Raw genomic sequence first — 21,848 nt, 5'->3', positions numbered from 1 at the left:
GCCCATCGCCAGCTTCCAGGACCGGCCCTGGCCCTCGAACGTGCAGGCGAAGACGGTCTTCGACTTGAACGGTCACGTCAAGGTCCCGCCCGTATCCAGGAAATTCTCGAATTCCATTTCCTTCCACCGCACGCCCGTGGCGCAATGGGCCGTCCAGGGATCGTCCCCCGCGGCCCGGAGGGTGAACTCGTAGGTTTGCTTGGACTTGCCGCTTTCGAAGCCGATGAAACGCCAGGCCGTGGTCCGGGTCCAGCCCCGGCGGACCTTCTCGACGCGGTAGGTTCCGAAATGAAACGACTCGTCGAAGCTGAAGGTCTTCTTCCCCTCGACCGGCAGGGCGGCCGCCGAGGCCGGCAGGTCGGGCGGCACGGCCATCCGGGCCATGGTGCAACCCGTCCCGCACGCCGCCGCCAGGACACAAGCGGCCGTTGAAATCGATGGGAACCACTTCATGGAATTCTCCTGGTATTTCGGGCCGGGGCGGAGCGGAACTCACCCCTTCAGCAGCGCCATCGCGAGCGCGAAATCGGACGCCGACCGGATGCGCATGTTGCCCGCGGGCGATTCCACGAGGCGCACCTCCGCGCTCACCAAGTCCAGGGCCGAGGCTTCGTCATCCAATTCGACTTTCTTTTTCGCGGCGGCCTTCAGACCCTTCTCCAGCAGGTCCCGCCGAAACGCCTGGGGCGTCTGCGCGATCCAGTACGCGCCGCCCGTGACGGATTTCGCCACCGTCAGTCCCTTGCGCGTTTCCTTGACCGCGTCCGGGATCGGCTGGGCCGCCACGCCGGACCCATACCGCTTGGCGATCTTGATGACTTCCGAAATCAGGTCCGGCTTGGTGAACGGGCGCGAACCTTCGTGAACCACGATCAGGTTCGCTTCTTCATCCAGCGCCTTGAGCGCCGACTGCATGGAAGCCTGCCTCGAACCGAAACCGCCGACCACCTTTTTCACTTTTGACAAACCGAACATCTGGGCCATGCCCTGCACGCTGTCGATCCGCGTTTTGTCCGCGACCACCAGCACACCCATGATGTCGATGCAGTGCTCCAGCGCCGTCAGCGCATGAACAAGAATCGGCTTGCCGCCCAGATTGATGAAAGGCGTGGTGGTTTCCGGCGTGAACTGCTCGTCCTTGCCGCAGGCCAGCACAACACCCCAACTCGTGTATATCATCGATCCATCCCGCGGTTTTTCCAAACCAACTGTTCCAACCGATACTGCAAGGGCGGCAAATTTTCTGCTTGATGATTACCACTCTTCCGCCTGATGTCAAGAATCCTTTTGTTTTCAACCACTTATAGATTATGTTTTGACACAATCAGGAGGCCGACACGACATCATTCCGACTTGATAATCGTATCATATTGATTATGAATATAATATGGATCAAGTTTTACGCATACAGCGAAAACGGAAAGGAACGGGTGTGCCGAAATGGCGCGCTTAAGCCTGCAGCGAAGCCGCTTTGTCACGCAAAAGCGCGATTCTGGACATGATGAGATCGCCAATGGCTTGGTAGGATTCCTTTCCTTCTCCAAGCCCGCTGATCTCGGCAAAGCTGATCGGGCGACCGTAGTAAACGCACACTTTGCCACGCTTGATATGTTTGGCACCTTTGGGAAACGCTTCGAAGGTGCCGCCGACGTAAATCGGCACGACGGGTACGCCGGCCTTGGCGATCAGGAAGCCAATGCCGCCCTTCGCGGGCTTCAACTGGCCGTCCGGCGAGCGCGTGCCTTCCGGAAATAGTCCGAGGACCTCGCCCTCCTTGAGGAGTTGTATTCCCTTGCGGAGCGCCGCCACGTCGCCGCGCGTGCGGTCCAGCGGCACGCACTTGATCCCATGGAAGAACCAATTCCGGAACCGTCCGGCAAAGAGCGTGTCACGGGCCATGAACCGAACGACGCGGTGTTTCAACCCGCAAGCGACGATCGGCGGATCGAGATAGCTGGCGTGATTGGAAGCGAGGACACATCCGCCCGAGGCCGGGACATTTTCCGCGTCGTGTGATTCCAGATGCAGCCAGATCTTCAGCCAGATCCGGGTGGCCCCGCTGACCACCCTGTACATGAAGTATCCGCCTTTCATGCTCCCCGCGCGGCCCGCACCTCGGCCACGATCTGCGCGACCACTTCCTCGATGCTCATGGAGGTGGAATTGATCACGCGGGCGCCCAGGGCGATCTGCAGCGGGGCCGTCTTCCGAGTGCTGTCCTTTTTGTCCCGGCGTTTGAGCGAATCCAACACCTTGTGGACGTCCCCCACCCCTTCCATGCTCTTGAGCTCGAGGCTGCGGCGGCGGGCCCGCTCCTCGGGATCGGCGTCGAGGTAGTATTTGAACGGCGTTTCCGGGAAAACGACGGTCCCGATATCCCGGCCTTCCATGACGATATCCCCGAACCGGACCATTTCCTGCAGCCGAGCGACAAGGAACGCCCGGACTTCCGGGATGGCCGCTATGTCGGCCACGTTTTCGCGGACGGGTTCGGACCGGATCTGCAGGCCCGGATCCTCACCGTCGATGGTGAAGAGGACTATGCAGTTTTCCGCGTAGAACTCGAATTGCATCCGGTTCATCAGGTCGACGACCTGATCGGGCCGCGCGATCTCGACGCCCTCGCGCAGGGCCTTCCAGGTCATGCCCCGGTAGAGCGACCCCGAATCCACGTAGGTGAACTTCAGTTCCTGGGCGACCCGCTTGGACACGGTGGATTTCCCCGACGCGGAAGGCCCGTCAATGGCCACGACGCTGACTGATGGATTATTCGACATGTGCCCCCAATGCAATGAGATGGTCCCAGAACGCCGGATACGAGGTCAAGACGCAGGCGATATTGTGCACGCACACCGGGCCCTCGCCATACAGCCCGAGCACGGCCAGCGACATGGCGATGCGATGGTCGCCGTAGCTCTGGATGCCGGCCACCGGCTGGAGCCGGGCCGGGCCCCGGATGACCATGCCGTCCTCGCGCTCCTCCACGTCCACGCCGAGGATCTTCAGGTTGTTGGCCATGCAGGTGATGCGGTCGGACTCCTTGACCCGGAGCTCGCGGGCATCGCGGATGACCGTTTCGCCCTCGGCCAGCGCGCCCAGGATGGCGACGAGCGGCAGTTCGTCGATGAGTGCCGGGATCTCCTCCCCGCCGACCGTCGTGCCCTTGAGCCGGGCGCCGGACACCGTCACGTCGCCGAACGGCTCGGCCTCGTCGGGCCGGCTGCGGACGGCCACGTCGACGCGGGCGTTCATGCGCCGGAGGACGTCCAGCAAGGCCGTGCGCCGGGGATTGAGCCCGACGTGCGTGACGGTCACGGACGAATCGGGCCGGGCCGCCACGGCGGCCAGCGCGTAGGCGGCGGACGAGAAATCGCCGGGCACCTCCCAGGCCCGCGCCTTCAGCTTCGGGCCCTTGGCCCCGTGGCCCTTCATGCGGACGCGCAGCCCCTCGACTTCCAGGGCGATGCCGGCCATCCGAAAAAGCCGCTCGGTATGGTCCCGCGTGGGCAGGACCTCGGTGATGGTCGTGGTTCCCTCCGCGAAGAGCGTCGCCAGCAGGATGCACGACTTGACCTGGGCGCTGGCCACGGGAATCGCGTAGTCCATGCCTTTCAGACCGCCCCCGCGGACCCGGATGGGCGGACGGCCGCTTTCGCCGAGCAGTTCGACCGAGGCCCCCATCTTTTCCAAGGGCTCCTTGATGCGGTTCATGGGGCGCGAGCGGAGGGATTCGTCCCCTGTGAGCTCGGCGGTGACCGGGAGGCCGGCCAGCAGCCCGGCCAGCAGCCGCATGCCCGTGCCGGAATTGCCAAGGTCCAGCGGGTCCACCGGCTCCAGGAACTTGCCGCCGGTGCCCTGGACGGTCAATTCGCCGTCGTCGGTGAAAAAAGACCGGGCACCGAGCCGCTCCATCGCGTGCAGCGTGTTCAGGCAATCCTCGCTCTGGAGGAAGTTCTGCACCTTCGACGTCCCCTTGGCCAGGGCCGCAAGCATGGCTACGCGGTGGGAGATGCTCTTGTCGCCGGGAACAGCCAGCGTCCCGCCGAGCCGGCTCGCGGGGTTGATCAGGACGGACTGTGATTTCGGGATCATATATCAGCCTTGCGTATCCTCCCCCGCCCGGGCACGCGCCAGGATCCGCCGTCGCTCGCGGGCCTGCGCCAAGAATCGCTTTATGCTGTCGAACTGTCCCTCTTCAATCAAGTTTGAAAGTTGGACCGCTTCGTCCGCAAAGGCCCGCAGTTCGCGGGCCACGTCGGCCGCGTTGGTGCGCAGGATGTCGTGCCAGACCTCGGGCGAGCCCTCCGCGATCCGCGTCGCGTCGCGAAAACCCGTCCCGCAGAACTCGGCCTGGCGGGCGGAATCCTTGTCCCGCCCGACCGTAGAAGCCAGCAGGGCCGCCGCCAGGTGCGGCAGGTGGCTGGTCCGGGCCAGCACCCGGTCGTGCTCCTCCGGATCCAGTACCCGCACCACCCCGCCGACCCCTTCCCAGAACGCCTGCAACGCCCGCAGGGCTTCCGGGGGCGCCTCCGGGCCGGGCGTCAGGACGACCGTGGCTCCCCGATACAAGTCTGCGCGGGCGGCGCCGAGGCCCTGCTGCTCCGAGCCGGCGATCGGGTGGCTGCCGATGAAAACGGAGGTCGTGCCCCGCAGGCGGGAACCGATCTGGGCGGCCAGATAGGCCTTGGTGCTGCCGACATCCGTCAGCAGGCAGCCCGGCGCGAGGTGGGCGCGGGCGTTGCTGACGAGCGGCGGAATAGCGAGGATCGGCGCGCAGAACACCGCTAGGTCCGCGCCCTCCACCGCCACGCCCGCGTCGTCGAAGGCCTCGTCCGCGACGCCCCGCCGCAAGGCCTCGTCGCGGGTCTCCGCCCGGCGCGCGTAGCCGCGGATCTTCCCTGTGAAATTGGCGGCCTTGAGCGCCAAGCCCAGCGAGCCGCCCATCAGGCCCAGGCCTATGACCGCGACCGTCTTCATAGGGTCCGTCCCACGGCCTGCGCGACGGCCCGCAGATCCTTCATCATCTTTTCGAAGGTCTTCGGCAACAGCGCCTGCGGTCCGTCGGAGAGCGCCTGCTCGGGATTCGGGTGCACCTCCACCATGATCCCGTCGGCCCCGGCCGCCACGGAGGCCATCGCCATCGGCGAAACCAGCGGCCAGACTCCCGTGCCGTGGCTCGGGTCCACGAAAACCGGCAGGTGGCTCTCGCGGCGGATCACCGGCACGGCGCTGATGTCCAGCGTGTTGCGCGTCGCCTTTTCAAAGGTCCGGATGCCGCGCTCGCACAGGATCACCTGCCGGTTGCCCTCGCTCAAGATGTACTCCGCGCTCATCAGCAGCTCCTCGATCGTCCCGGCCAGCGCGCGCTTGAGCAGCACGGGCTTGCGGCAGCGGCCGACGGCTTTCAGGAGGTTGAAGTTCTGCATGTTCCGCGCGCCGATCTGGAGAATGTCCGCCACCTCGGCGACCATCTCGACGTCCCGGGTGTCCATCACCTCGGTGATGATCGGCAGCCCGAGTTCGGTCCGGACCTCGGCCAGGTAGCGCAGGCCCTCGACACCCAGGCCCTGGAACGCGTACGGCGAGGTGCGCGGCTTGAAGGCGCCGGCGCGCAGGAGCCCGGCGCCGGCGCGCTGGATCATCGCCGCCATGTCGAAGAGCATCTCGCGGGTTTCCACCGAGCAGGGGCCGGCCACCACCACCACGGACGGACCGCCGATCTCGACCGGTGTCCCGCCCGGCTTGACCGGCGGGATCGTGATCCGCGTGCGCTCCGGCCGGAATTCCAGGCTGGCCAGCTTGTAGGGCTTGAGCACGGCCATGACCGACTCGACGCCGGGGATGGCCTCCAGCGGCTTGGACCGGATCGTCCGCTCGTCGCCGATCACGCCGACGATGGTCCGCTCCGTGCCGCGGCTCAAGTGCGAGTCCAGGCCCCAGGCCTTGATCGTCTCCACCAGGTGGCCGATCTGCTCCTCGGTGGCGTCGCGCCGCAAAACGATGATCATGCCGCTCCCCTTTCGGCCAGGACCGCCTTCAATTCACGCAGGAAGAGCTCGTTCTCGGCCTTCAGGCCCACGGTGACCCGGACGTGATCGGGCAACCCGTAGCCGTCCATCGGCCTGACGATGACCTTCCGTCGCTGGAGGGCGTCGAACACCTCGCGGCCGCGCCCGACCTTGACCAGGATGAAGTTCGCGACCGAGGGCACGTATTCCAGGCCCATGCCGTCGAAGGCGGCCTCGAGTTGCTCGATGCCCTCCCCGACCATCTTCCGGGTGCGCTCCACGTACTCGTCGTCCTCCAGCGCCGCGCGCGCCGCCTCCAGCGCCATGGCGTTGACGTTGAAGGGTTGCCGAACCCGGTGCAGCAACTCGATGCCCTGCTTCGGGGCCACGGCGTAGCCGACGCGCAGGCCGGCCAGCCCGTAGGTCTTCGAGAAGGTCCGCAGCAGGTACACATGGCGCCCCTCCCGGACGTATGTCAACGTGTTCGGCTGCCGCTCCGGCGGCAGCAACTCGATATACGCCTCGTCCAGGCCGACCACGACATGTCCCGGCACGCGCTCCATGAACCGGTCGAGGGCGGCGCCGTCCACCATGGTCCCGGTCGGGTTATTCGGGTTCGCGATGAAGACGATCCGAGTGGCCGGCGTGATGGCCTCCAGCATGGCATCGAGATCGTGCGTGAAACGCCGCATCGGCACGCTGATCGTCTCCGCCTGCAGGGCCGCGGCGATGAGCTTGTAGACCACGAACGCGCGGTCGGCCATGACGATGTTCGAGCCGGGCTGCAGGAAGACGTGACCCATCAGCTCGATGATCTCGTTGCTGCCGTTGCCGACGAGGATCTCGTCCATGTGCACGCCGAGCTTCCGGGAGAGGGCTCGGCGAAGGTAGAAAGCGCTGCCGTCGGGATAGAGGTGCATCCGCGGCGCGGACTGGATCATGGCCTGCACGGCCTTCGGCGACGGGCCCAGCGAGTTCTCGTTCGAGGCGATCTTGACGACCTCCTCGATGTTCGCGAAGCCGAGCTCGCGCGCGACCTCCTCGATCGGGCGCCCGGGCTCGTACGTGCCGAGGCCCTGCACCCACGGATTGGCGATGTGTTTCATGGCGGAGGTGCTCCTATGCATCCGGGCCGGCGGCCCGCGGGTAGGCGCCGAGGACGGTCATCAGCGTGCAATGCTCGCCGAGGTCGGCCAGCGCCTTCTGGACCGGCGGATCGTCCGCGTGCCCCTCGAGGTCGACGAAGAAGTAGTACTCCCACGCCTTCGTCTTGCTCGGACGGCTCTCGATCTTGGTCATGTTGATCTGGTACCGCTTGAACGCCGACAGCGCGTCGTAGAGGGCGCCCACGCGGTGCTTGACGGCAAAGAGCAGCGAGGTCTTGTCCCGGCCCGTGGCCGCCCCGTAGCGCGGGCCGATGACGAGGAAGCGGGTCGTGTTGCCGCCGAGATCCTGGATATCCTGCTCCAGGAGATCCAGCCCGTACAGGTCCGCCGTCAGGGCGCTGGCCAGGGCGCCGCTGCCCGGCTCGCGGGCCGCGGTCTCCGCCGCGCGCGCGGTGCTGGACGAGGAGATCAGTTCGACGCCGGGCATGTTCTCGTGCAGCCACCGCCGGCACTGCCCGAACACCTCGGGCTTGCTGTACAAGCGCTTGATCCCGCCCTTCGGGCACTTCGCCAGCAGGTTGTGCGAGATGGGCAGGTAGATCTCGGCGCAGATCTTCAGCGGCGTGTCCGTGAACTGGTCCAGCGTGTGGGTCACCGCCCCGTCGGTCGAGTTCTCGATCGGCACGACCCCGTAGTCGGCCGACTTCTTTTCGACGGCGGCGAAGACCTCGCCGATGGTCTCGCAGGGGGCGTACTGCACGCTCGCTCCGAACCGGCTCCGCGCGGCCTGGTGCGTGAACGTCGCCGGGGGGCCGAGGTACGCGATCGCCACTTTCCGTTCCAGGGCCAGCGACGCGGACATGATCTCGCGGTAGATGGCCCGCATCGATTCGGCCGGCAGCGGCCCCGCGTTCAGGGTGTCCACCCGGTCCAGCACCGCCTTTTCGCGGGCCGGGACATAGACTTCCTGCGCCCCGGCTTCCTTCACCCTGCCGATTTCCAGCGCGAGGCGCGTCCGCTCGTTCAGGAGGCGAACCAGGTCGGCATCCAGCCCGTCGATTTTCCCGCGGAGATCGTCCAGGCTCATGGCGCCTCCCCCTCTTCCTCCTCGTCGTCGTCCTCTTCGTCCTCGTACTCTTCCTCATCCTCTTCTTCGAATTCTTCCTCGTCTTCTTCTTCCGGCGGCATCCCGTCCGCGGACGATTCTTCGGGGGCGGCCTCCGCGGCGGGGGCGCCCTCCGGTGATTCGCCGGCGGGCGCTTCCGCCGGGGCCGACTTGCGGATCTGCTCGGTCTCCAGGCGCCGCAGTTCCTGCACGCTGGGCAGGTCGTCGACGTCCCGCAGGCCGAAATGCTCCAGGAAGCGCTGGGTGGTGCCGAACAGCCACGGCCGGCCCGGCAACTCGCTGCGCCCGGTGATCCGGATCAACTGCATTTCGAGGAGATTGCGGATGATCTGGTCCACGGCCACGCCGCGGACTTTCTCGATGTCCGCCCGCGTGCAGGGCTGGCGGTACGCGATGATCGCCAGCGTTTCCAGCGCCGGGCGGGACAGGCGGGAGGGCCGCCCCTTTTCCAGGAGGTGGCGCAGCCACGGCCCGCAGAGCGCGTTGTTCTCCATCCGGAACCCGTTGGCTACCTCGTTGATTTCGAGGCCCACCCTTTTTTCGATCAGATCCACCTTGAGCTGCTGCAGCGCCGCGCCCAGGTCGGCCTCGGAGGCCTTCGCGTAATCCTTCGTGATCCCGCCCTGGGTTTCGGCCACCTGGCCCATCACGCGCTTCAGGTCGGCCAGCGTCAGCGGCTGGCGCGCCACGAAGAGCATCGCCCCGATGATTTCCTTGAGTTCGGGCAGTATGTCGACATCGCTCATGGTGTTCCGACCTTTATCACAGGCCCTCGGCCCTCAACAGAACGATTTCCTGGAACGACGACTCCTGCCGGGCGACCAGCTGCCGGAGCCGGATCAGTTCCAGCAGCGCCAGGAAGGTGCAGACGATCTCGTGCCGGGAGGCCATGTGCGCGAACAGGCTCCCGAACGATATCTTTTCCTCGACCTGCAGCCTCCGTACGATCTGCTCCATCTTCTCCGCCACCGTGAAGCGCTCGGAAAAGATCTCCTTCAGTTCCTCCGTCTTCACCCGCTTCAGCACGTCGCCGAACGCCGTAATGAGGTCGAACAGGCTGACGTCGTGCAGGGCGATCTCTGGCGCGGGCCCCAGTTGGACGTGCTCGCCCTCGCGCGCGAAGACGTCCAGCCGCTGCTCCTCCAGCGTCTCGAGGTGCAGGGCGGCGTCCTTGAACTTCTTGTACTCCACGAGCTGGCGGACGAGGTCCCAGCGGGGATCGTCTTCCTCTTCCTCCTCCATTGCGGTCCGTTCCTCGACGGGCAGGAGCATGCGGCTCTTGATCATCATGAGCGTGGCGGCCATGACGATGAAGTCGCCGGCGATGTTCAGGTCCAGCATACGCATCAGGTCCAGGTACTGCATGTACTGGGTCGTGATGCGCTCGATGGGGATGTCGTAGATGTCCAGCTCGTCCTTCTTGATCAGGTAGAGCAGGAGGTCGAGGGGCCCCTCGAAGACATCCAGCCGGACTTTATATTCTTCCTGCGGAGGCATGCGCGTTCCCTCGGGCGGCTATTCCAGACCCACGGCCTGGCGGGCGCGGCGCAGCGTGTCCCGCGCCACGGCGGCGGCGCGCTCCGCGCCGCTCCGCAGCACGGCCTGCACGTGGTCCATGTTCTTCTGCAACTCCGCGCGGCGCTGCCGCAGCGGGGCGAAGTGCGCGTCGAACATCTCGAAGAGTTGCTTCTTCACCTCGCCGTACCCCAGGCCACCCGCCCGGTAGCGCGCCGCCATCTCCTCGCGCTGCGCATCGGAGGCGAACAGCCTGTACAGGGCGAACACGTTGCACTGGTCGGGATCCTTCGGGTCGGCCACGGTCTTGCTGTCCGTGACAATCCGCATGATCTGCGCCCGGGATTCCTTCGGGTCGCCGAATATCTCCACGGTGTTGCTGTACGATTTCGACATCTTCTGCCCGTCCACGCCCGGCACCACCGCCACCTCGTCGCGGATGGACGGATCGGGAAGGGTGAAGACCTCGCCGTAGACGTTGTTGAACTTGATCGCGATGTCCCGGGTGACCTCGACGTGCTGCTTCTGGTCGCGCCCGACGGGGACCACCTGGGAGTGCATGATCAGGATGTCCGCCGCCATCAGCACCGGGTAGGCAAACAGGCCGTGCGTCGCCGGCAGGCCCTTGGCGACCTTGTCCTTGTAGGAGTGGCAGCGCTCCAGCAGGCCCATCGGGGTCACCGTGGACAGCAGCCAGGTCAGTTCCGTCACCTCGGGGATGTCGCTCTGGCGATAGAACAGGGTCTTCTCCGTATCCAGGCCGCAAGCGAGGAAATCCAGGGCTACATCCATCGTGCCCTGGCGCATGGCGCGGGGATCGGTCACCGACGTCAGGGCATGGTAGTCCGCGATGAAGAGGAAGACCTCCCCTTCCTTTTGCAGATCCAGGATGGGCTTCATCATCCCGAAGTAATTCCCCAGGTGCAGCTTCCCCGAGGGCTGTATGCCGGACAGAATTCTCATGGTTCGGTACCTTTTTTCGTGCGCGGCGAGGTTATCGGAACCGCCCCCCGGCATCAAAACAAAATTCGGGGCCCGCCGGGCACGTTTTTCTTGAATAAAGGGGCGGACTGGGCGTCCAATGAATGAAGGAACGCAGTCGGTTTTGCAACCACGGGAGGAACGGACATGAAGAGAATCGTGGGGATGGCGGCGGTGATCCTGGCCCTGGCAGCGGGCGGGGCGCAGGCCAACAATGGCTGGGGCTTGTACGGCGCATGGTGGGAGGGCGGCGACGCGTTCGGGCCGGGTTTCAAGCTCACGTTCGAGCTGGTGCCGGCGCTGCAGTTCGACTTCCATGTCGCGTATTTCAACGACGCGGGCGAAGGCGACACGGGAATCTCGGTGACGCCGCTGGAATTCGGCCTGGCGATGAACCTGCCGGTCTCGGAGAAGTTGAAATTCATGGTGGGCGGCGGGCCCAGCTATAACTTCATCGAGGATGGCGACGACGACGAGATCGGCGGCTACATCGGGGGCGGCTTGGAATTCGCGCCGTACAAGGACGTGGCGCTCTTCCTCGAAGCGCGCTATATCTTCCTCGATGTCGGGGACGAGGACCTCAATGGCCTCGGCCTCAACGCCGGTCTGATGGTGACGTGGTAGCCTGGGCCGCCCCCAGCCCTACAACGTTCAACCACGCCCACGCCGCCGCGGGAACCGGGAGACTCCGGCGGCGGGGCGGCGTCTTCGGGCGGCGTGTCTTGATTCCGCCGGTCGGCCGGACGGCACAGGCGGCCGCCGAGCCGGAAACCAAGCCCCAGCGCTCAAAATCCTCCCGCTCCGGCCCGCCCGCGTCTTGTTCTTCTCGAAGGTACATGACGCTCCTTTCCTTCCATTCGCCCCAAGACTCCGCGTCCTGTGTTGGGCCCCGGTGCGCGGGACGTGAGTTCTGCGTGAAAAAGGATGTTGTGCCCCCCGCCGGCCTGAAATGCTCATGGGGACAAAACAGCAGGCTCGTTGCGCCTGCTGTACCGCGGGGGCTACGAACCCGCTGCGCCAAGGCCTTTCCGCACGGATCATGGCCCCGCCTGCGATGTTGACACGCCACGGCGGCGCGGATAGAAGACTCCCACACACACGGGAGCGCCAACATGCTGGTTACCGGATTCCGCGTAAAACTGTATCTGTATCGGGCTATGCAGGCGGTCTACCGCCTGATCGAAGTGGGTCAGATCCATCCCGTGCGGGAGCTCAAGCTCCGCGCCCTCCAGCGGACCACGGACTACATCGAGAAGAACGCCCTGGACGCCGTCGGGCTCGACACCCAGCGCGACCTCATCGACTACAGCCTGCGCGAGGTCAAGGCCCAGGGGCACTACGTGGAATTCGGCGTGTTCACCGGCGGCACGATCCGGCACATGGCCAAGCAGTTGCCCGCGGGGCAGATCATCCATGGCTTCGACAGCTTCGAGGGGCTTCCCGAGGCGTGGAGCGGGTTTGACCTCGGCAAGGAGACGTTCAACCTCAAGGGCAAGCTGCCGAAGGTGCCCGCCAACGTGACCCTTCACAAGGGCTGGTTCAAGGACACGATCCCCGCGTGGAAAGCCCAACATGCGGGCCCGCTGGCCTTCGTCCACATCGACTGCGACCTGTACTCCTCCACGGTCGACATCCTGGAGGGCCTGGCCGACCGCATGCAGGCGGGCACAGTCGTCCTGTTCGACGACTACTTCAATTATCCCAACTGGGAAAACCACGGCTTCAAGGCCTGGCAGGACTACATCAGGAAAAACGGCGCGCGCTACGAGTATATCGGTTACGCCCGTCAGCAGGCCGCCGTGCGCATACTGGATCCCGGACCGGCGCGGTAACCGCCCCTCCCGCCCGGGCCCCAGGGCAGGAATGGCATGGACCGGACGGCCGCCCGGGGGTAGCATTCCGCCGTGCATGGATGAGAATCCATCCTCGCCGGGGAGGCGCCTATGAAGCGGATTTTGGTTCTTGCAGCCGTCCTGCTGGCCTGCGGGCTCATGCCTTCTCACACCCGGGCAGTCATGCCGCGCGATGGCGCCGGCGGGCCCGTCGCCTTCTCGGAACGGGACCAACCCAACCCGGCGGAGGTCCGCCGCATCCGGGAGAGAGACCGGCTGGTCGACGAACTCCGGCGGCAGCAGCGCTTGCCGGCCGGCCGCGGGCTCGCGGCCCGGGAGGCCGCCCTGCAGGCGGCGATAGACCGGCTGAAACTGGCGGCCGACGACCGGGTGCTGGTGATCCTGGTCGAGTTCGCCGGCACCAACATGTTCCCGTGGACGGCCGGCGTTTCCACGTGGGATCCCCTCGGGCGCTGCGAGCGCACGGAATACGACGGCGTGAATTACGGCAACACCAACGCGTCCGCGTTCTTCGCCGCGAAGTACGGCTATGCCGGCACCAGCAATTTCACCTACTCCGGGCCGCTGCACAACCAGATCCCCCGGCCGCTCTCGGCCGAGGACGCCTCCGGCGAGACGATATGGACCGAGGATTTCTCGCCCGCCTTCTACAGCAACATCATTTTCGGGGCGGGCTGGACCTTCTCCTACCTGCGGGAAGACAACTCCCCGGTGAACGCCGATTTCTCCGGCAAGTCCGTCCGCGACTACTACCTGGATTTTTCCGGCCAGGCCTACGAAATCGCCGGCGACGTGGTCGGCTGGGTACAGGTCACCAACTCCACCTGGTGGTACGGCGCGGACGCGGTGCCCGGGCGCCGGTCCGGCGCCACGAGCGCCGCGAGCAGCGGGGGCATCCCCGGCGCCGGCGATTCGCGGCAACTGGTCATCGACGCCCTGGAAGCCGTCAAGGCCGCCTACCCGGCGTTCGACTGGGCGCCGTACGACACCGACAGCGACGGGATCATCGACCGGCTCTGGATCATCCATGCCGGATACGGCGAGGAGGACGACCAGATCCTGCTGAACCGCACCGCCTACGGGGAGGGCGCGCTCTGGTCGCACTCCTGGTCCCTCGCGACCCCGTACGAAATCACGCCCGGGGTGTCGGCCTCCACGTACATCATGATGCCGGAGAACTGCGGGATCGGGGTTCTGGCCCACGAGTACGCGCACAACCTCGGGGCCATCGACCTGTACACGTACGGCGACGGCAACACATCGGTGGGGTTCTGGTCCCTGATGTCGGACGACTGGACGGGATTCCCCCTCGGGTTCCAGCCTCCCGCCATGGATCCCCTGCATCTCGACCAGTGGGGCTGGCTGGATCCGCTGGTGATCAGCGACACCGCGCAGGTGTACACGGTGACCCTCGGGCAAGCCAGCGGGTTCCCGGGCGGGCCGGACGTCCACAGGGCGGTCAAAATCGAACTGCCCGACCAGGTCGAGGCGCTGCCGGTGCAGCCGCGGGGGCAGTACCAGTGGTGGGGCGGCGCGGACTTTGACGCCAATGCCACGATGATTCTAAGCTCTTCGCTCGCGATCCCGGCGGCGGGGGCCTCCCTGCGCTACGACGCGGCCTACGACACGGAAGCCGGTTATGATTTCTTCTCCGTCTACGTTTCCACGAACAACGGGGCCGGCTGGATCGAGATCGCCAGCTACGACGGGACCAGCGCCGGGTACCCGGCCTACCGCTCATGGACCAACAGCCTCAACGCCTACAGCAACAAGAGCGTCCACCTGGCCTTCCAGTACTGGACGGATTACTCCGTCCTGGGCGATGGGGCGTTCGTGGACGAGGTGCGGGTGGTCTCGGGAGTTTCCACGCTCCTGTACGACAACGCGGAGACCGACACGGGCTACTGGCAGTACACGGCGCCCTGGGCCCGCAACACCGGCGCGCGCATCACACCCCACGGGTACTACCTGCAATGGCGCAACACCTCCGCGTCCGGCGGCTACGACAGCTGCCTGGGCGGGGACGCCTGGCGGTTCGGCCCGGTCGGTTCGGGCCTGCTGGTCTGGTACGACAACCCGCGCTACTCGGACAATGAAATCGCGGACTATCTCGCGGACGGGCCCTCGTTCGGCCCGAAGGGGCGGTTGCTGGTCGTGGATGCCCATCCCGCGCCCTACCACGATCCCTGGTGGCTCCAGCAGGGGTACACCGGGGAACAGGCGAACATCGCCAGCCGCTGCCTGATGCGGGACGCGCCGTTCACCCTGTCGAACACCCCGGCCTTCTGGCTGGAGCCGGCGTTCATCCAGGCGGCCACCGGATTCCCGGGGCGGCCTGCCGTATCCTTGTTCAGCGATGCCCTGGGCTACTATCCCGGCCTGGAAAAGGCCGCCATGGCCGGGGACACCAGCCGCTGGATGACGGCGCAGTGGGATGCCAGCGTGGTCATCCCCTGCGTCAGCAACTACGGGCCCAAGGCCACCGGGTACCCGGGCCACTCCAATTTCTGGTACATCGTCCAGGAGCGTGTGACGGAAGGCACGACGGTCTTTCAGCAGTACACCACCAACCTCGTGAACGGCGGCACCTCGGCGGGCGGCACGGGAAACCCGGGAGCGAGCGCGCCGGCCTACGGATGGAACGTCCGGCTCATCAGCGATGCCGGCACGCAGGCGACGGTGCGGATATGGAACGGCAGTCCCGTGGAGGCCGTGTGCCTGCGCCCGGCGGCCGGATCCCTGCTGGCGGTCTCCTGCGAAGCGGTGGCCGAGCGCACCCTCTCGCTCCAGGCCGCTTCCAACCTGGCCGCCGGCAGCGGGGCGTTTGCGAACGTGACCAACTTCCCCACCGCGAGCAACGTAACGGTGCGAATGGACGGCGCCTTGCAGTTCTATCGGATCGGGATACAGTGAGCGGACACACCTCCATGCGAATCCTGAAGGACATGCTCGACTCGCTTCCGCACCGGGATCATCCGGTCCGTGCGGTCTGGTCCTGCGCGTTCTGGACGCTCGTCACCACGAAGCATTCCGGCCTTTCGTCCACCGTTCGAGGCGAGGACCGCCAGCACAGCGACCACGCCGACATCACCGTCCCCGACGCCGGGCAGCTGCTCGAAAAAACGGCGGGCGAACTCGCCGCCTACGCGCTCTCGGAAGACACGGTGGCCGCCTCCATCGGCATGGCGGCGGTCAACTCCATGCTCGAGGTGGACGAATCGAAGTGCGTCGAGCGCGGCGCGGTGGACCTCTTGATGGAAAAGGGCCGCGGCCGCACGATCGGGGTCGTCGGCCATTTCGGTTTCATTCCGAAACTGCGTGAAGCGGCTAAAAAGGTGTACGTGATCGAGCAGCGGCCCCGGCCCGGCGACCTGCCGGACACACAGGCGGCGGAAATTCTGCCCTCCTGCGATGTCGTTTGCATGACCGCCTCCACGCTCATCAACCACACGATCGAAGCGCTGCTGCCCCTCTGCGCGGAAAGTTACGTGGTCCTGACCGGCCCGACGGCCCCGCTCGCTCCGATCCTTTTCGATCACGGCATTGATGCGATCTGCGGAACGCGCGTGACCGACGCGGAGGCGGTGCTCCGCCACATCAGCCAGGGAGCCTGCTTCAAGCAGGTGCGCGGCCACGGGGTCCGCCTGTTGACGAGGGTCCGGGATTTATGATGGAACGAATGCTGCGGGATACTCTATGGGTGTCGGGCCCGCTCACCGGGGCGGAGTTGCTGGAACGCGCGCGGATGGACGTCCTGCCCCTCTGGCGCGAGTGCCGCCGGATCCCGGCGCTGCGGCGGATCCTCTTCGGCCGCCGGTACCTCCGCCTGGATCGCGCCGTCGACGGCTACGCCCGCCTGTCCCCGTCGATCCGGCGCGAATTCCTGACCTACACGGTCCTGGGGCTCAAGGAGCAAGCCACGCTGGCGGCAAAGAGGGCCGAGGACCTGCGCCGCGCCGCGGCCGCGATCAGCCAGGATAAAATCAGCCTTGCCCGCGAGGTCGCCGTCTCCGCCCTGGCGGAATTGAACGACGACACGCTGGCGGAGCGCTTCTGCTTCCTGATCGCCGGCGATGTCATGTACAACATGGCCCACCGCGTGCCGCGCCCCGAGAAAAGCACCGGCGAGATGGTCCGCGGCTCCGACCTCGACATCGTCGTCGTGGCGTCGGACGACCTGCCCGCGGATGCGATCCAGGCCCTCGACGCCGCCATCTACAGGAAAAAGCATTACCTGCTCGTTCACCCCGACTACCGCGAGGAGGTGGACTACCTCGTAAAGGGCTTCCACCGCGTCCGGGAGCAGACGAACTTCGACACGTTCGAATCGATGGTCGCCTGCAAGATCATGGACGAAAGCCGCCTGCTGTACGGCAGCCGCGCGCTGTTCCAGCAGATCAAGGGCCTGCTGCACGAGCGCCAGGTCCCCCAGCGCCTCGTCCATCTGGAGGCCGCCGCCGTCAAGGAACGCGAGGAGGCCGAGCAGGCCCTCCTTGCGCCGGAGGAACGCTTCAGCGCCGAGCAGTACAACCACCTGTTCTTCACCCAGGAAGAGGGCGAGGAAATCTACTAGCCCATCAACCCGGTCTGCGGATTGCGGAAGAACTTGAGATCCTCGACCCGTCGGGCGGCGACGCCGCTGCTCAAGTCCTCGATCTGCACGCCGCGCGCCCGGATGGCGTCCCTCTGCTCGAACACGCCGGCGGCAGCTTCGCGATCAATGACGTAGATCATCTCGCCGCCGCGTTTCGCGAAGACCTGCCCGTACGAGATCGGCACGGCATCGGTCGGATCCTGCGCCAGCGACGTGGCCACCGGCTCGGACTTGCGCTTGCCCATGGCGATGAGCAGCACCTTGCGCGCCTCGTAGATCAGCTCCGCGCCCATGGAAACCGCGTACCGCGGGCTTTCCTCGATGCGCCGGAAATGCCCGTCGGTGACGGCGTTCTGGATCGTGTTGTCGTCCAGTTTGACGACTAGGACCCGGCTGCCCGCGAACGGGATGCCGGCTTCGTGGAAACCCACGTGGCCGCGCCCGCCCACCCCGACGATGTGCAGGTCAATTCCGCCCATCCGCTTGATCTTGGCCTCGTACGCGTCCAGGATCTCGCGGCGAACCCAGCGCAGGTACTCGGACTTCGCGTCCGCCTTGATGGCGATCGAGCGCCCCTTGTCCTTCCCCTGCTCCGTCCAGTCTCCCGGGTTCGCCTTCAACTCGGCCATGAACTTCTCCTGGTCGATCAGGCAACCCCACGGCACGTTGGTTTCGCGAAACTTCTTCTGAAGGAGCCCGAAGAGCTCCTGGATCATGAAGAAGCTATAGCTCTCCGGGTGCAGGGCGCGCTGCTGCGGATTCTCGCCCGGCAGGCCGATGTACTCGTCCAGGTTGAAGCTCCGTATCCGGGAGCTGTCGAACGCGCCGCCGTTGGCCGTCTTGGCCAAGTCCTTGTACAGGCCCGACGGCGACATGCCCGTGGCCAGGCCGATCACGTATTCCTCCCGCGCGGCCAGCACGTTGCGTATATCCGTCGCCACGCAGCGGGCGGCTACTTCGCTGGCATGATCGAAATCCCGCGTAATGATGACCTTGCAGGGCATGCTCCTTCTCCTTTTTCGAATCAGCCGATGCTCTTCTTGACCTGGTCCGCCAGCGTCTTCGCCAATCGATTGACGGTTTCGTCGTTCGGACCTTCCACCATCACGCGGCACATGGACTGGGTGCCGGAATAGCGGACCAGGACCCGGCCCTTGTCCCCGAGTTCCGCCTCGGCCGTCTTGATCGCGGCCTGCACGTCGGGCAGTTCCTCCAGCGGCGGCTTCTTCGCCACGTCCACGTTGATGGTCTTCTGGGGGAACAATTTCATCAGCGTCGCCAGTTCGGAGAGCTTGCGGTCCTGGTGGCGCATCGCGGTCAGCAGTTGCAGCGCGGACAGGATCCCGTCGCCCGTGGTGTGGTGCTCGAGGAGGATGATGTGGCCGGAGGCCTCGCCGCCGAGCACGGCGCCCTTCTGCTGCATCATCTCGAGCACGTACCGGTCGCCCACCTTGGCCGCCCCGTGCTGGATGCCCAACTCCTTGAGCGCCAGCCCGAACCCGAAATTGCTCATGACCGTCGAGATGACGAGGTTGTTCGTCAGCCGGCCGCTCTCCTTGAGCATCTTGGCGCAGATCGTCAGGATGTGGTCGCCGGTGATCTCCTCGCCGTTCTCGTCCACGGCGATCAGCCGGTCGCCGTCGCCGTCGAACGCCAGGCCGACATCCGCCTTCATCTCCCGCACCTTGGCCGACAGGTCCTGCGTGTGCTGCGAGCCGCAGTTCGCATTGATGTTGGTGCCGTCAGGCTCGCAATGGATGGCCGTGACCTCCGCGCCCAGTTCCCAGAAAATGATCGGCGCGACGCGGTAGGTGGCCCCGTTGGCGCAGTCCAGCACGACCTTCAGCCCGTCCAGGCTCACGTCCTCGGGCACGGTGTTCTTGCAGAAGACAATATACCGCCCCATGGCGTCGTCGATGCGATGGGCCTTGCCGATGTCGTGGGCCGTGGCGCGGATGTTCTTGATCTCGCCCGAGGTGATCAACCGCTCGATCTCGTCCTCCTCGGCGTCGGGCAGCTTGAAGCCATCCCGGGAGAAGATCTTGATGCCGTTGTCCTCGAAGGGATTGTGTGAGGCGGAGATCACCATCCCGGCGTCCGCGCGCATGCTCTGTGTGATGAACGCAATGCCCGGCGTCGGCATGGGCCCGACCAGCAGGACGTCCACGCCCATCGAGGTGATGCCGGCGGTCAGGGCGGTCTCCAGCATGTAGCCGCTGACCCGGGTATCCTTGCCGATCACGATGCGGTGCGGGCCCGTCTTCTTGTGCCGTTTACATACGTAGGCCGTGGCGCGCCCGAGTTCCAGCGCCATTTCCGCCGTCATGGGGTAGACGTTGGCCACCCCGCGCACGCCGTCCGTCCCGAATAGCCTTGCCATGGTCGTTCTCCTGGGTTGGGTCTAGTCTTTCCACAAAGCCGACATCTCGTCCACCAGCGCCTGCAGCCAGGCCGAGCCGGCGCGGCGCGCGTTTTCCGGCAGCGCGGCCACCGCCTTGAGATAGCCCGCGCCCCGATCCGCGGCGCTCCACACCTGCAGGAAGGCATCGCGTTCCGCGGCGCCGGTCCCCTCCCCCGGCCCCCGCTTCAGGACGCCCTCCCACTCCGGCCAGCGCTCCATCAGCTCGCGCTGGCGCGCCAGCACGGGCTCGGGCAAGGAATCCTTCTTCGCCAGTTCCAGCGATTTCGCCATCCGGCCCGCCAGGTCGCCCAGGCGCTTGACGCGCTCCTCCAGCACCTCGTCCAAGCGCGCCACGGCGCCCTCGTAGCAGGCCTGCGCGATCGGGTCGCCGGTCATCCAGGGTTTCCGGACCTGCTCGTACCAGCGCCGCAGCGCCCAGATATTCCCGATGTAGATCATATTATTTCTCACCACGCGGGTGATGCTGCGATACATCTGCGCGCTGTACGGCCGCAGCCCGCCGTCGCCGGAGGCGGGCGCGCCCGCGTAGAGCCGGCTTTCCTCGAGAATGTCCCGCCGGCAGATCTGTCCCGCCGGGATCACCGTGCCGAAGGCGATCCGCACCGGGCCGACCAGCCCGCCCTGCCCGCCCAGGAAGATCGCCGGCCGGTCGAGCATGACGCCGCGCGGCACGTCGCCGATCAGCGACGGCGTGGCCTTGTCCTGGTGCGGCGTGAAGTTGAAATGAATGTACGACGAGCCGATCTCGCTGTGATTCTTCCGGCTGGTGCCGCCCGCCATCAGCGCGTCGCAGAAATTGATCAGGCTGCCGGCCGTGACGTAGGGGAGGAAGATCGTCTGCTTGAGGCCGACCGCGTGGGCGCCGTTGGCCTCTTCCTCCAGCAGCGTGCCCGGCCGGACGTGCGCCGCGCTGCCCATGTTCGCGCCGTCCAGGAACGTCGCGCCCGAGAAATAGCCGCCTTTCAGCGCCACTTTCTTTCCAAGCTGGCAATCCTCCACCGTCGCGGGCGCCTCGCCGCCGATCACCGAGCCGGCGCCGATCGCCGTCTCGGCGCCGCGCACGGCGCTGCCCGCATGAAGCACGACACCCGGAGCAATGCGCTCCGGGTGTACATCGTCGCCGACCTCGACCGCGGCCGGACAGGGCATGACGACGCCGCGTTGCAACAGGTTTTTTACCGCTGGGCTGGGGTCCATGGGGTTCTCCAAAAGTGTGAGTATTTTAAAGGCGGCCGGGCCGGTATCTCAAGCAGAATCATGCCTCCAATCGCCCGAACATTTCCGCCAGGTCCCCGTGCAACACCACGTCTGCCGCGCCGTCCAGCGGGGTCGGATCCCGGTTGACCACGATCAGGGCGGCGTCCGGCCCGCGGTAATCCGGCAGCGAGGCGGCCGGGTACACCGCGAGGCTCGTTCCGATCACCAGGACCAGGTCCGCGCCGCGCATGGCCTCGACCGACCGGTTCCACGCAGCCTCCGGGAGTTGCTCGCCGAAGAACGTGATGTCGGGTTTGAACACCCCGCCGCAGCCGCAGCGCGGCACGCGGCCCGCCATGATCTCGGGGACCAGTTCCGACGTGCGGCGTGCGGCGCCGCATTCAAGGCACGTGCTGGTCTCCACCGTTCCATGAACCGGATAGACGCGGGTCGAACCCGCGCGCTGGTGCAGGTCGTCGATGTTCTGCGTGGCGACATGGACTTCCTTCCCGGCCTGTTCCCAGGCCGCCAGGGCCCGGTGCGCGGTATTGGGTTGCGCCCGCTCCAGCATCGGGTAGAACTCGCGGGCAAAGCGGTAGAAATGCTCCGGGCGGCGGTGGAACTCCCCGATGTCGAACACGTTGGCGTTGCGCTCGTCGGCGTAGAGCCCGTCCGCCGAGCGGAAATCGGGAATGCCGGACGGCGTCGAGATGCCGGCGCCCGTCAGGACCGCGATCCGGCGGGCCCCGCGCACAAGGTCCGCCGCCGCGTGGATGGGATCCGCCGCCGGGTGCATGGATTACTTCAGCAGCACGCCGATCACGACGCCGAGCGCGGTGAAACCGAGGAAGACGAAGGACTTGGCCTGGTTGATGGTCGTGAACAGCAGGTCCACGCTCGTCTTCTCGCGGTTGACGATGAAGATCACAACCGCGACGACCATCAAGACCAAGGCGATAATCATATTCTTGCTCATGCGATCCTCCTGAAAACGGTCCGATTATGCCCGGCCCCGCCGCGGGAGCCAGAGAAAAAAACAGGATACG

General features: G+C 66.0%; 22 protein-coding genes. 5 read left to right on the top strand and 17 right to left on the bottom strand.

Annotation, left to right across the window (positions count from 1 at the left end; genetic code table 11):
- Positions 1–72 precede the first annotated feature (72 nt).
- From KA248_05410 to trpS, 12 genes are all read right to left on the bottom strand, one after another.
- Positions 73–453 (bottom strand): hypothetical protein, encoded by a 381-nt coding sequence (locus KA248_05410; protein MBP7829334.1) that lies wholly within the window; start codon positions 451–453, stop codon positions 73–75.
- A gap of 39 nt (positions 454–492) precedes the next feature.
- On the bottom strand, positions 493–1,155 hold the full coding sequence (locus tag KA248_05405) for a 2-C-methyl-D-erythritol 4-phosphate cytidylyltransferase (GenBank protein ID MBP7829333.1): 663 nt from the start codon (positions 1,153–1,155) through the stop codon (positions 493–495).
- Positions 1,156–1,449: 294 nt separating this feature from the next.
- Positions 1,450–2,076 (bottom strand): 1-acyl-sn-glycerol-3-phosphate acyltransferase, encoded by a 627-nt coding sequence (locus KA248_05400; protein ID MBP7829332.1) that lies wholly within the window; start codon positions 2,074–2,076, stop codon positions 1,450–1,452.
- A gap of 14 nt (positions 2,077–2,090) precedes the next feature.
- Positions 2,091–2,777 carry a (d)CMP kinase gene (locus KA248_05395; protein MBP7829331.1) on the bottom strand — a complete coding sequence of 229 codons (687 nt, stop codon included), beginning with the start codon at positions 2,775–2,777 and terminating at the stop codon, positions 2,091–2,093.
- Positions 2,767–4,092: a 3-phosphoshikimate 1-carboxyvinyltransferase gene (gene aroA, locus KA248_05390; protein MBP7829330.1), complete on the bottom strand. Its 1,326-nt coding sequence runs from the start codon at positions 4,090–4,092 to the stop codon at positions 2,767–2,769. The genes KA248_05395 and aroA overlap by 11 nt, the downstream gene beginning before the upstream one ends.
- 3 nt (positions 4,093–4,095) lie before the next feature.
- Positions 4,096–4,977 (bottom strand): prephenate dehydrogenase/arogenate dehydrogenase family protein, encoded by an 882-nt coding sequence (locus KA248_05385; GenBank protein MBP7829329.1) that lies wholly within the window; start codon positions 4,975–4,977, stop codon positions 4,096–4,098.
- On the bottom strand, positions 4,974–6,008 hold the full coding sequence (aroF, locus tag KA248_05380) for a 3-deoxy-7-phosphoheptulonate synthase (GenBank protein ID MBP7829328.1): 1,035 nt from the start codon (positions 6,006–6,008) through the stop codon (positions 4,974–4,976). Before aroF ends, KA248_05385 begins: the two co-directional genes overlap by 4 nt.
- Positions 6,005–7,114: a histidinol-phosphate transaminase gene (locus KA248_05375; protein ID MBP7829327.1), complete on the bottom strand. Its 1,110-nt coding sequence runs from the start codon at positions 7,112–7,114 to the stop codon at positions 6,005–6,007. The genes aroF and KA248_05375 overlap by 4 nt, the downstream gene beginning before the upstream one ends.
- A gap of 13 nt (positions 7,115–7,127) precedes the next feature.
- Positions 7,128–8,201 carry a prephenate dehydratase gene (pheA, locus tag KA248_05370; protein MBP7829326.1) on the bottom strand — a complete coding sequence of 358 codons (1,074 nt, stop codon included), beginning with the start codon at positions 8,199–8,201 and terminating at the stop codon, positions 7,128–7,130.
- The gene (gene scpB / locus KA248_05365) at positions 8,198–8,986 is read right to left on the bottom strand and encodes an SMC-Scp complex subunit ScpB (GenBank protein ID MBP7829325.1); all 789 of its coding nucleotides are present in this window, start codon (positions 8,984–8,986) and stop codon (positions 8,198–8,200) included. The genes pheA and scpB overlap by 4 nt, the downstream gene beginning before the upstream one ends.
- 16 nt (positions 8,987–9,002) lie before the next feature.
- Positions 9,003–9,737: a segregation/condensation protein A gene (locus tag KA248_05360; GenBank protein MBP7829324.1), complete on the bottom strand. Its 735-nt coding sequence runs from the start codon at positions 9,735–9,737 to the stop codon at positions 9,003–9,005.
- 18 nt (positions 9,738–9,755) lie between these two features.
- Positions 9,756–10,718 carry a tryptophan--tRNA ligase gene (gene trpS / locus KA248_05355; protein ID MBP7829323.1) on the bottom strand — a complete coding sequence of 321 codons (963 nt, stop codon included), beginning with the start codon at positions 10,716–10,718 and terminating at the stop codon, positions 9,756–9,758.
- A gap of 165 nt (positions 10,719–10,883) precedes the next feature.
- Between trpS and KA248_05350 the strand changes: the two genes are divergently transcribed.
- The 5 genes from KA248_05350 (at position 10,884) to KA248_05330 (ending at position 17,162) form a co-directional block, all read left to right on the top strand.
- Entirely contained in the window at positions 10,884–11,360 is a 477-nt protein-coding gene (locus tag KA248_05350) for a hypothetical protein (protein ID MBP7829322.1), read from the top strand.
- A gap of 488 nt (positions 11,361–11,848) precedes the next feature.
- Positions 11,849–12,568, top strand: coding sequence for a class I SAM-dependent methyltransferase (locus tag KA248_05345; GenBank protein ID MBP7829321.1), 720 nt, complete (start codon positions 11,849–11,851; stop codon positions 12,566–12,568).
- Between the two features lie 111 nt (positions 12,569–12,679).
- A complete protein-coding gene (locus KA248_05340; protein ID MBP7829320.1) occupies positions 12,680–15,502 on the top strand; it encodes an immune inhibitor A in 2,823 nt (940 codons plus the stop codon).
- Positions 15,503–15,516: 14 nt separating this feature from the next.
- Positions 15,517–16,260 carry a DUF364 domain-containing protein gene (locus tag KA248_05335; protein MBP7829319.1) on the top strand — a complete coding sequence of 248 codons (744 nt, stop codon included), beginning with the start codon at positions 15,517–15,519 and terminating at the stop codon, positions 16,258–16,260.
- The gene (locus KA248_05330) at positions 16,257–17,162 is read left to right on the top strand and encodes a hypothetical protein (protein MBP7829318.1); all 906 of its coding nucleotides are present in this window, start codon (positions 16,257–16,259) and stop codon (positions 17,160–17,162) included. The genes KA248_05335 and KA248_05330 overlap by 4 nt, the downstream gene beginning before the upstream one ends.
- Here the strand turns inward: KA248_05330 and KA248_05325 are convergent.
- Genes KA248_05325 through KA248_05305 form a run of 5 tightly spaced genes read right to left on the bottom strand, consistent with a single transcriptional unit; the run spans position 17,159 to position 21,778 of the window.
- Positions 17,159–18,187, bottom strand: coding sequence for a 6-phosphogluconolactonase (locus tag KA248_05325; protein ID MBP7829317.1), 1,029 nt, complete (start codon positions 18,185–18,187; stop codon positions 17,159–17,161). The two genes, KA248_05330 and KA248_05325, sit on opposite strands and share 4 nt — an antisense overlap.
- Positions 18,188–18,207: 20 nt before the next feature.
- Positions 18,208–19,563: a phosphoglucosamine mutase gene (locus tag KA248_05320; protein MBP7829316.1), complete on the bottom strand. Its 1,356-nt coding sequence runs from the start codon at positions 19,561–19,563 to the stop codon at positions 18,208–18,210.
- A 21-nt stretch (positions 19,564–19,584) separates the two neighbouring features.
- Positions 19,585–20,802 (bottom strand): UDP-N-acetylglucosamine pyrophosphorylase, encoded by a 1,218-nt coding sequence (locus KA248_05315; protein ID MBP7829315.1) that lies wholly within the window; start codon positions 20,800–20,802, stop codon positions 19,585–19,587.
- Positions 20,803–20,860: 58 nt separating this feature from the next.
- Positions 20,861–21,598 carry a Sir2 family NAD-dependent protein deacetylase gene (locus KA248_05310; protein ID MBP7829314.1) on the bottom strand — a complete coding sequence of 246 codons (738 nt, stop codon included), beginning with the start codon at positions 21,596–21,598 and terminating at the stop codon, positions 20,861–20,863.
- A 3-nt stretch (positions 21,599–21,601) separates the two neighbouring features.
- On the bottom strand, positions 21,602–21,778 hold the full coding sequence (locus tag KA248_05305) for a hypothetical protein (GenBank protein ID MBP7829313.1): 177 nt from the start codon (positions 21,776–21,778) through the stop codon (positions 21,602–21,604).
- Positions 21,779–21,848 lie beyond the last annotated feature (70 nt).

The organism is Kiritimatiellia bacterium (assembly GCA_018001225.1).
GTDB lineage: Bacteria > Verrucomicrobiota > Kiritimatiellia > CAIQIC01 > JAGNIJ01 > JAGNIJ01.
Note: the sequence above shows the minus strand (reverse complement) of the source record. Positions and strands in the feature narration are given on the sequence as shown.

What these genes read in the sequence shown, in the direction of transcription:
- KA248_05340 (MBP7829320.1), top strand. Translation starts at nt 12,680, where the DNA reads ATGAAGCGGATTTTGGTTCTTGCAGCCGTCCTGCTGGCCTGCGGGCTC.
- scpB (MBP7829325.1), bottom strand. Translation starts at nt 8,986, where the DNA reads ATGAGCGATGTCGACATACTGCCCGAACTCAAGGAAATCATCGGGGCG.
- KA248_05330 (MBP7829318.1), top strand. Translation starts at nt 16,257, where the DNA reads ATGATGGAACGAATGCTGCGGGATACTCTATGGGTGTCGGGCCCGCTC.
- KA248_05400 (MBP7829332.1), bottom strand. Translation starts at nt 2,076, where the DNA reads ATGTACAGGGTGGTCAGCGGGGCCACCCGGATCTGGCTGAAGATCTGG.
- pheA (MBP7829326.1), bottom strand. Translation starts at nt 8,201, where the DNA reads ATGAGCCTGGACGATCTCCGCGGGAAAATCGACGGGCTGGATGCCGAC.
- KA248_05310 (MBP7829314.1), bottom strand. Translation starts at nt 21,598, where the DNA reads ATGCACCCGGCGGCGGATCCCATCCACGCGGCGGCGGACCTTGTGCGC.
- aroA (MBP7829330.1), bottom strand. Translation starts at nt 4,092, where the DNA reads ATGATCCCGAAATCACAGTCCGTCCTGATCAACCCCGCGAGCCGGCTC.
- KA248_05325 (MBP7829317.1), bottom strand. Translation starts at nt 18,187, where the DNA reads ATGCCCTGCAAGGTCATCATTACGCGGGATTTCGATCATGCCAGCGAA.
- KA248_05335 (MBP7829319.1), top strand. Translation starts at nt 15,517, where the DNA reads ATGCGAATCCTGAAGGACATGCTCGACTCGCTTCCGCACCGGGATCAT.
- KA248_05410 (MBP7829334.1), bottom strand. Translation starts at nt 453, where the DNA reads ATGAAGTGGTTCCCATCGATTTCAACGGCCGCTTGTGTCCTGGCGGCG.
- KA248_05395 (MBP7829331.1), bottom strand. Translation starts at nt 2,777, where the DNA reads ATGTCGAATAATCCATCAGTCAGCGTCGTGGCCATTGACGGGCCTTCC.
- KA248_05315 (MBP7829315.1), bottom strand. Translation starts at nt 20,802, where the DNA reads ATGGACCCCAGCCCAGCGGTAAAAAACCTGTTGCAACGCGGCGTCGTC.
- KA248_05305 (MBP7829313.1), bottom strand. Translation starts at nt 21,778, where the DNA reads ATGAGCAAGAATATGATTATCGCCTTGGTCTTGATGGTCGTCGCGGTT.
- KA248_05345 (MBP7829321.1), top strand. Translation starts at nt 11,849, where the DNA reads ATGCTGGTTACCGGATTCCGCGTAAAACTGTATCTGTATCGGGCTATG.
- KA248_05360 (MBP7829324.1), bottom strand. Translation starts at nt 9,737, where the DNA reads ATGCCTCCGCAGGAAGAATATAAAGTCCGGCTGGATGTCTTCGAGGGG.
- KA248_05385 (MBP7829329.1), bottom strand. Translation starts at nt 4,977, where the DNA reads ATGAAGACGGTCGCGGTCATAGGCCTGGGCCTGATGGGCGGCTCGCTG.
- trpS (MBP7829323.1), bottom strand. Translation starts at nt 10,718, where the DNA reads ATGAGAATTCTGTCCGGCATACAGCCCTCGGGGAAGCTGCACCTGGGG.
- KA248_05350 (MBP7829322.1), top strand. Translation starts at nt 10,884, where the DNA reads ATGAAGAGAATCGTGGGGATGGCGGCGGTGATCCTGGCCCTGGCAGCG.
- KA248_05375 (MBP7829327.1), bottom strand. Translation starts at nt 7,114, where the DNA reads ATGAAACACATCGCCAATCCGTGGGTGCAGGGCCTCGGCACGTACGAG.
- aroF (MBP7829328.1), bottom strand. Translation starts at nt 6,008, where the DNA reads ATGATCATCGTTTTGCGGCGCGACGCCACCGAGGAGCAGATCGGCCAC.
- KA248_05320 (MBP7829316.1), bottom strand. Translation starts at nt 19,563, where the DNA reads ATGGCAAGGCTATTCGGGACGGACGGCGTGCGCGGGGTGGCCAACGTC.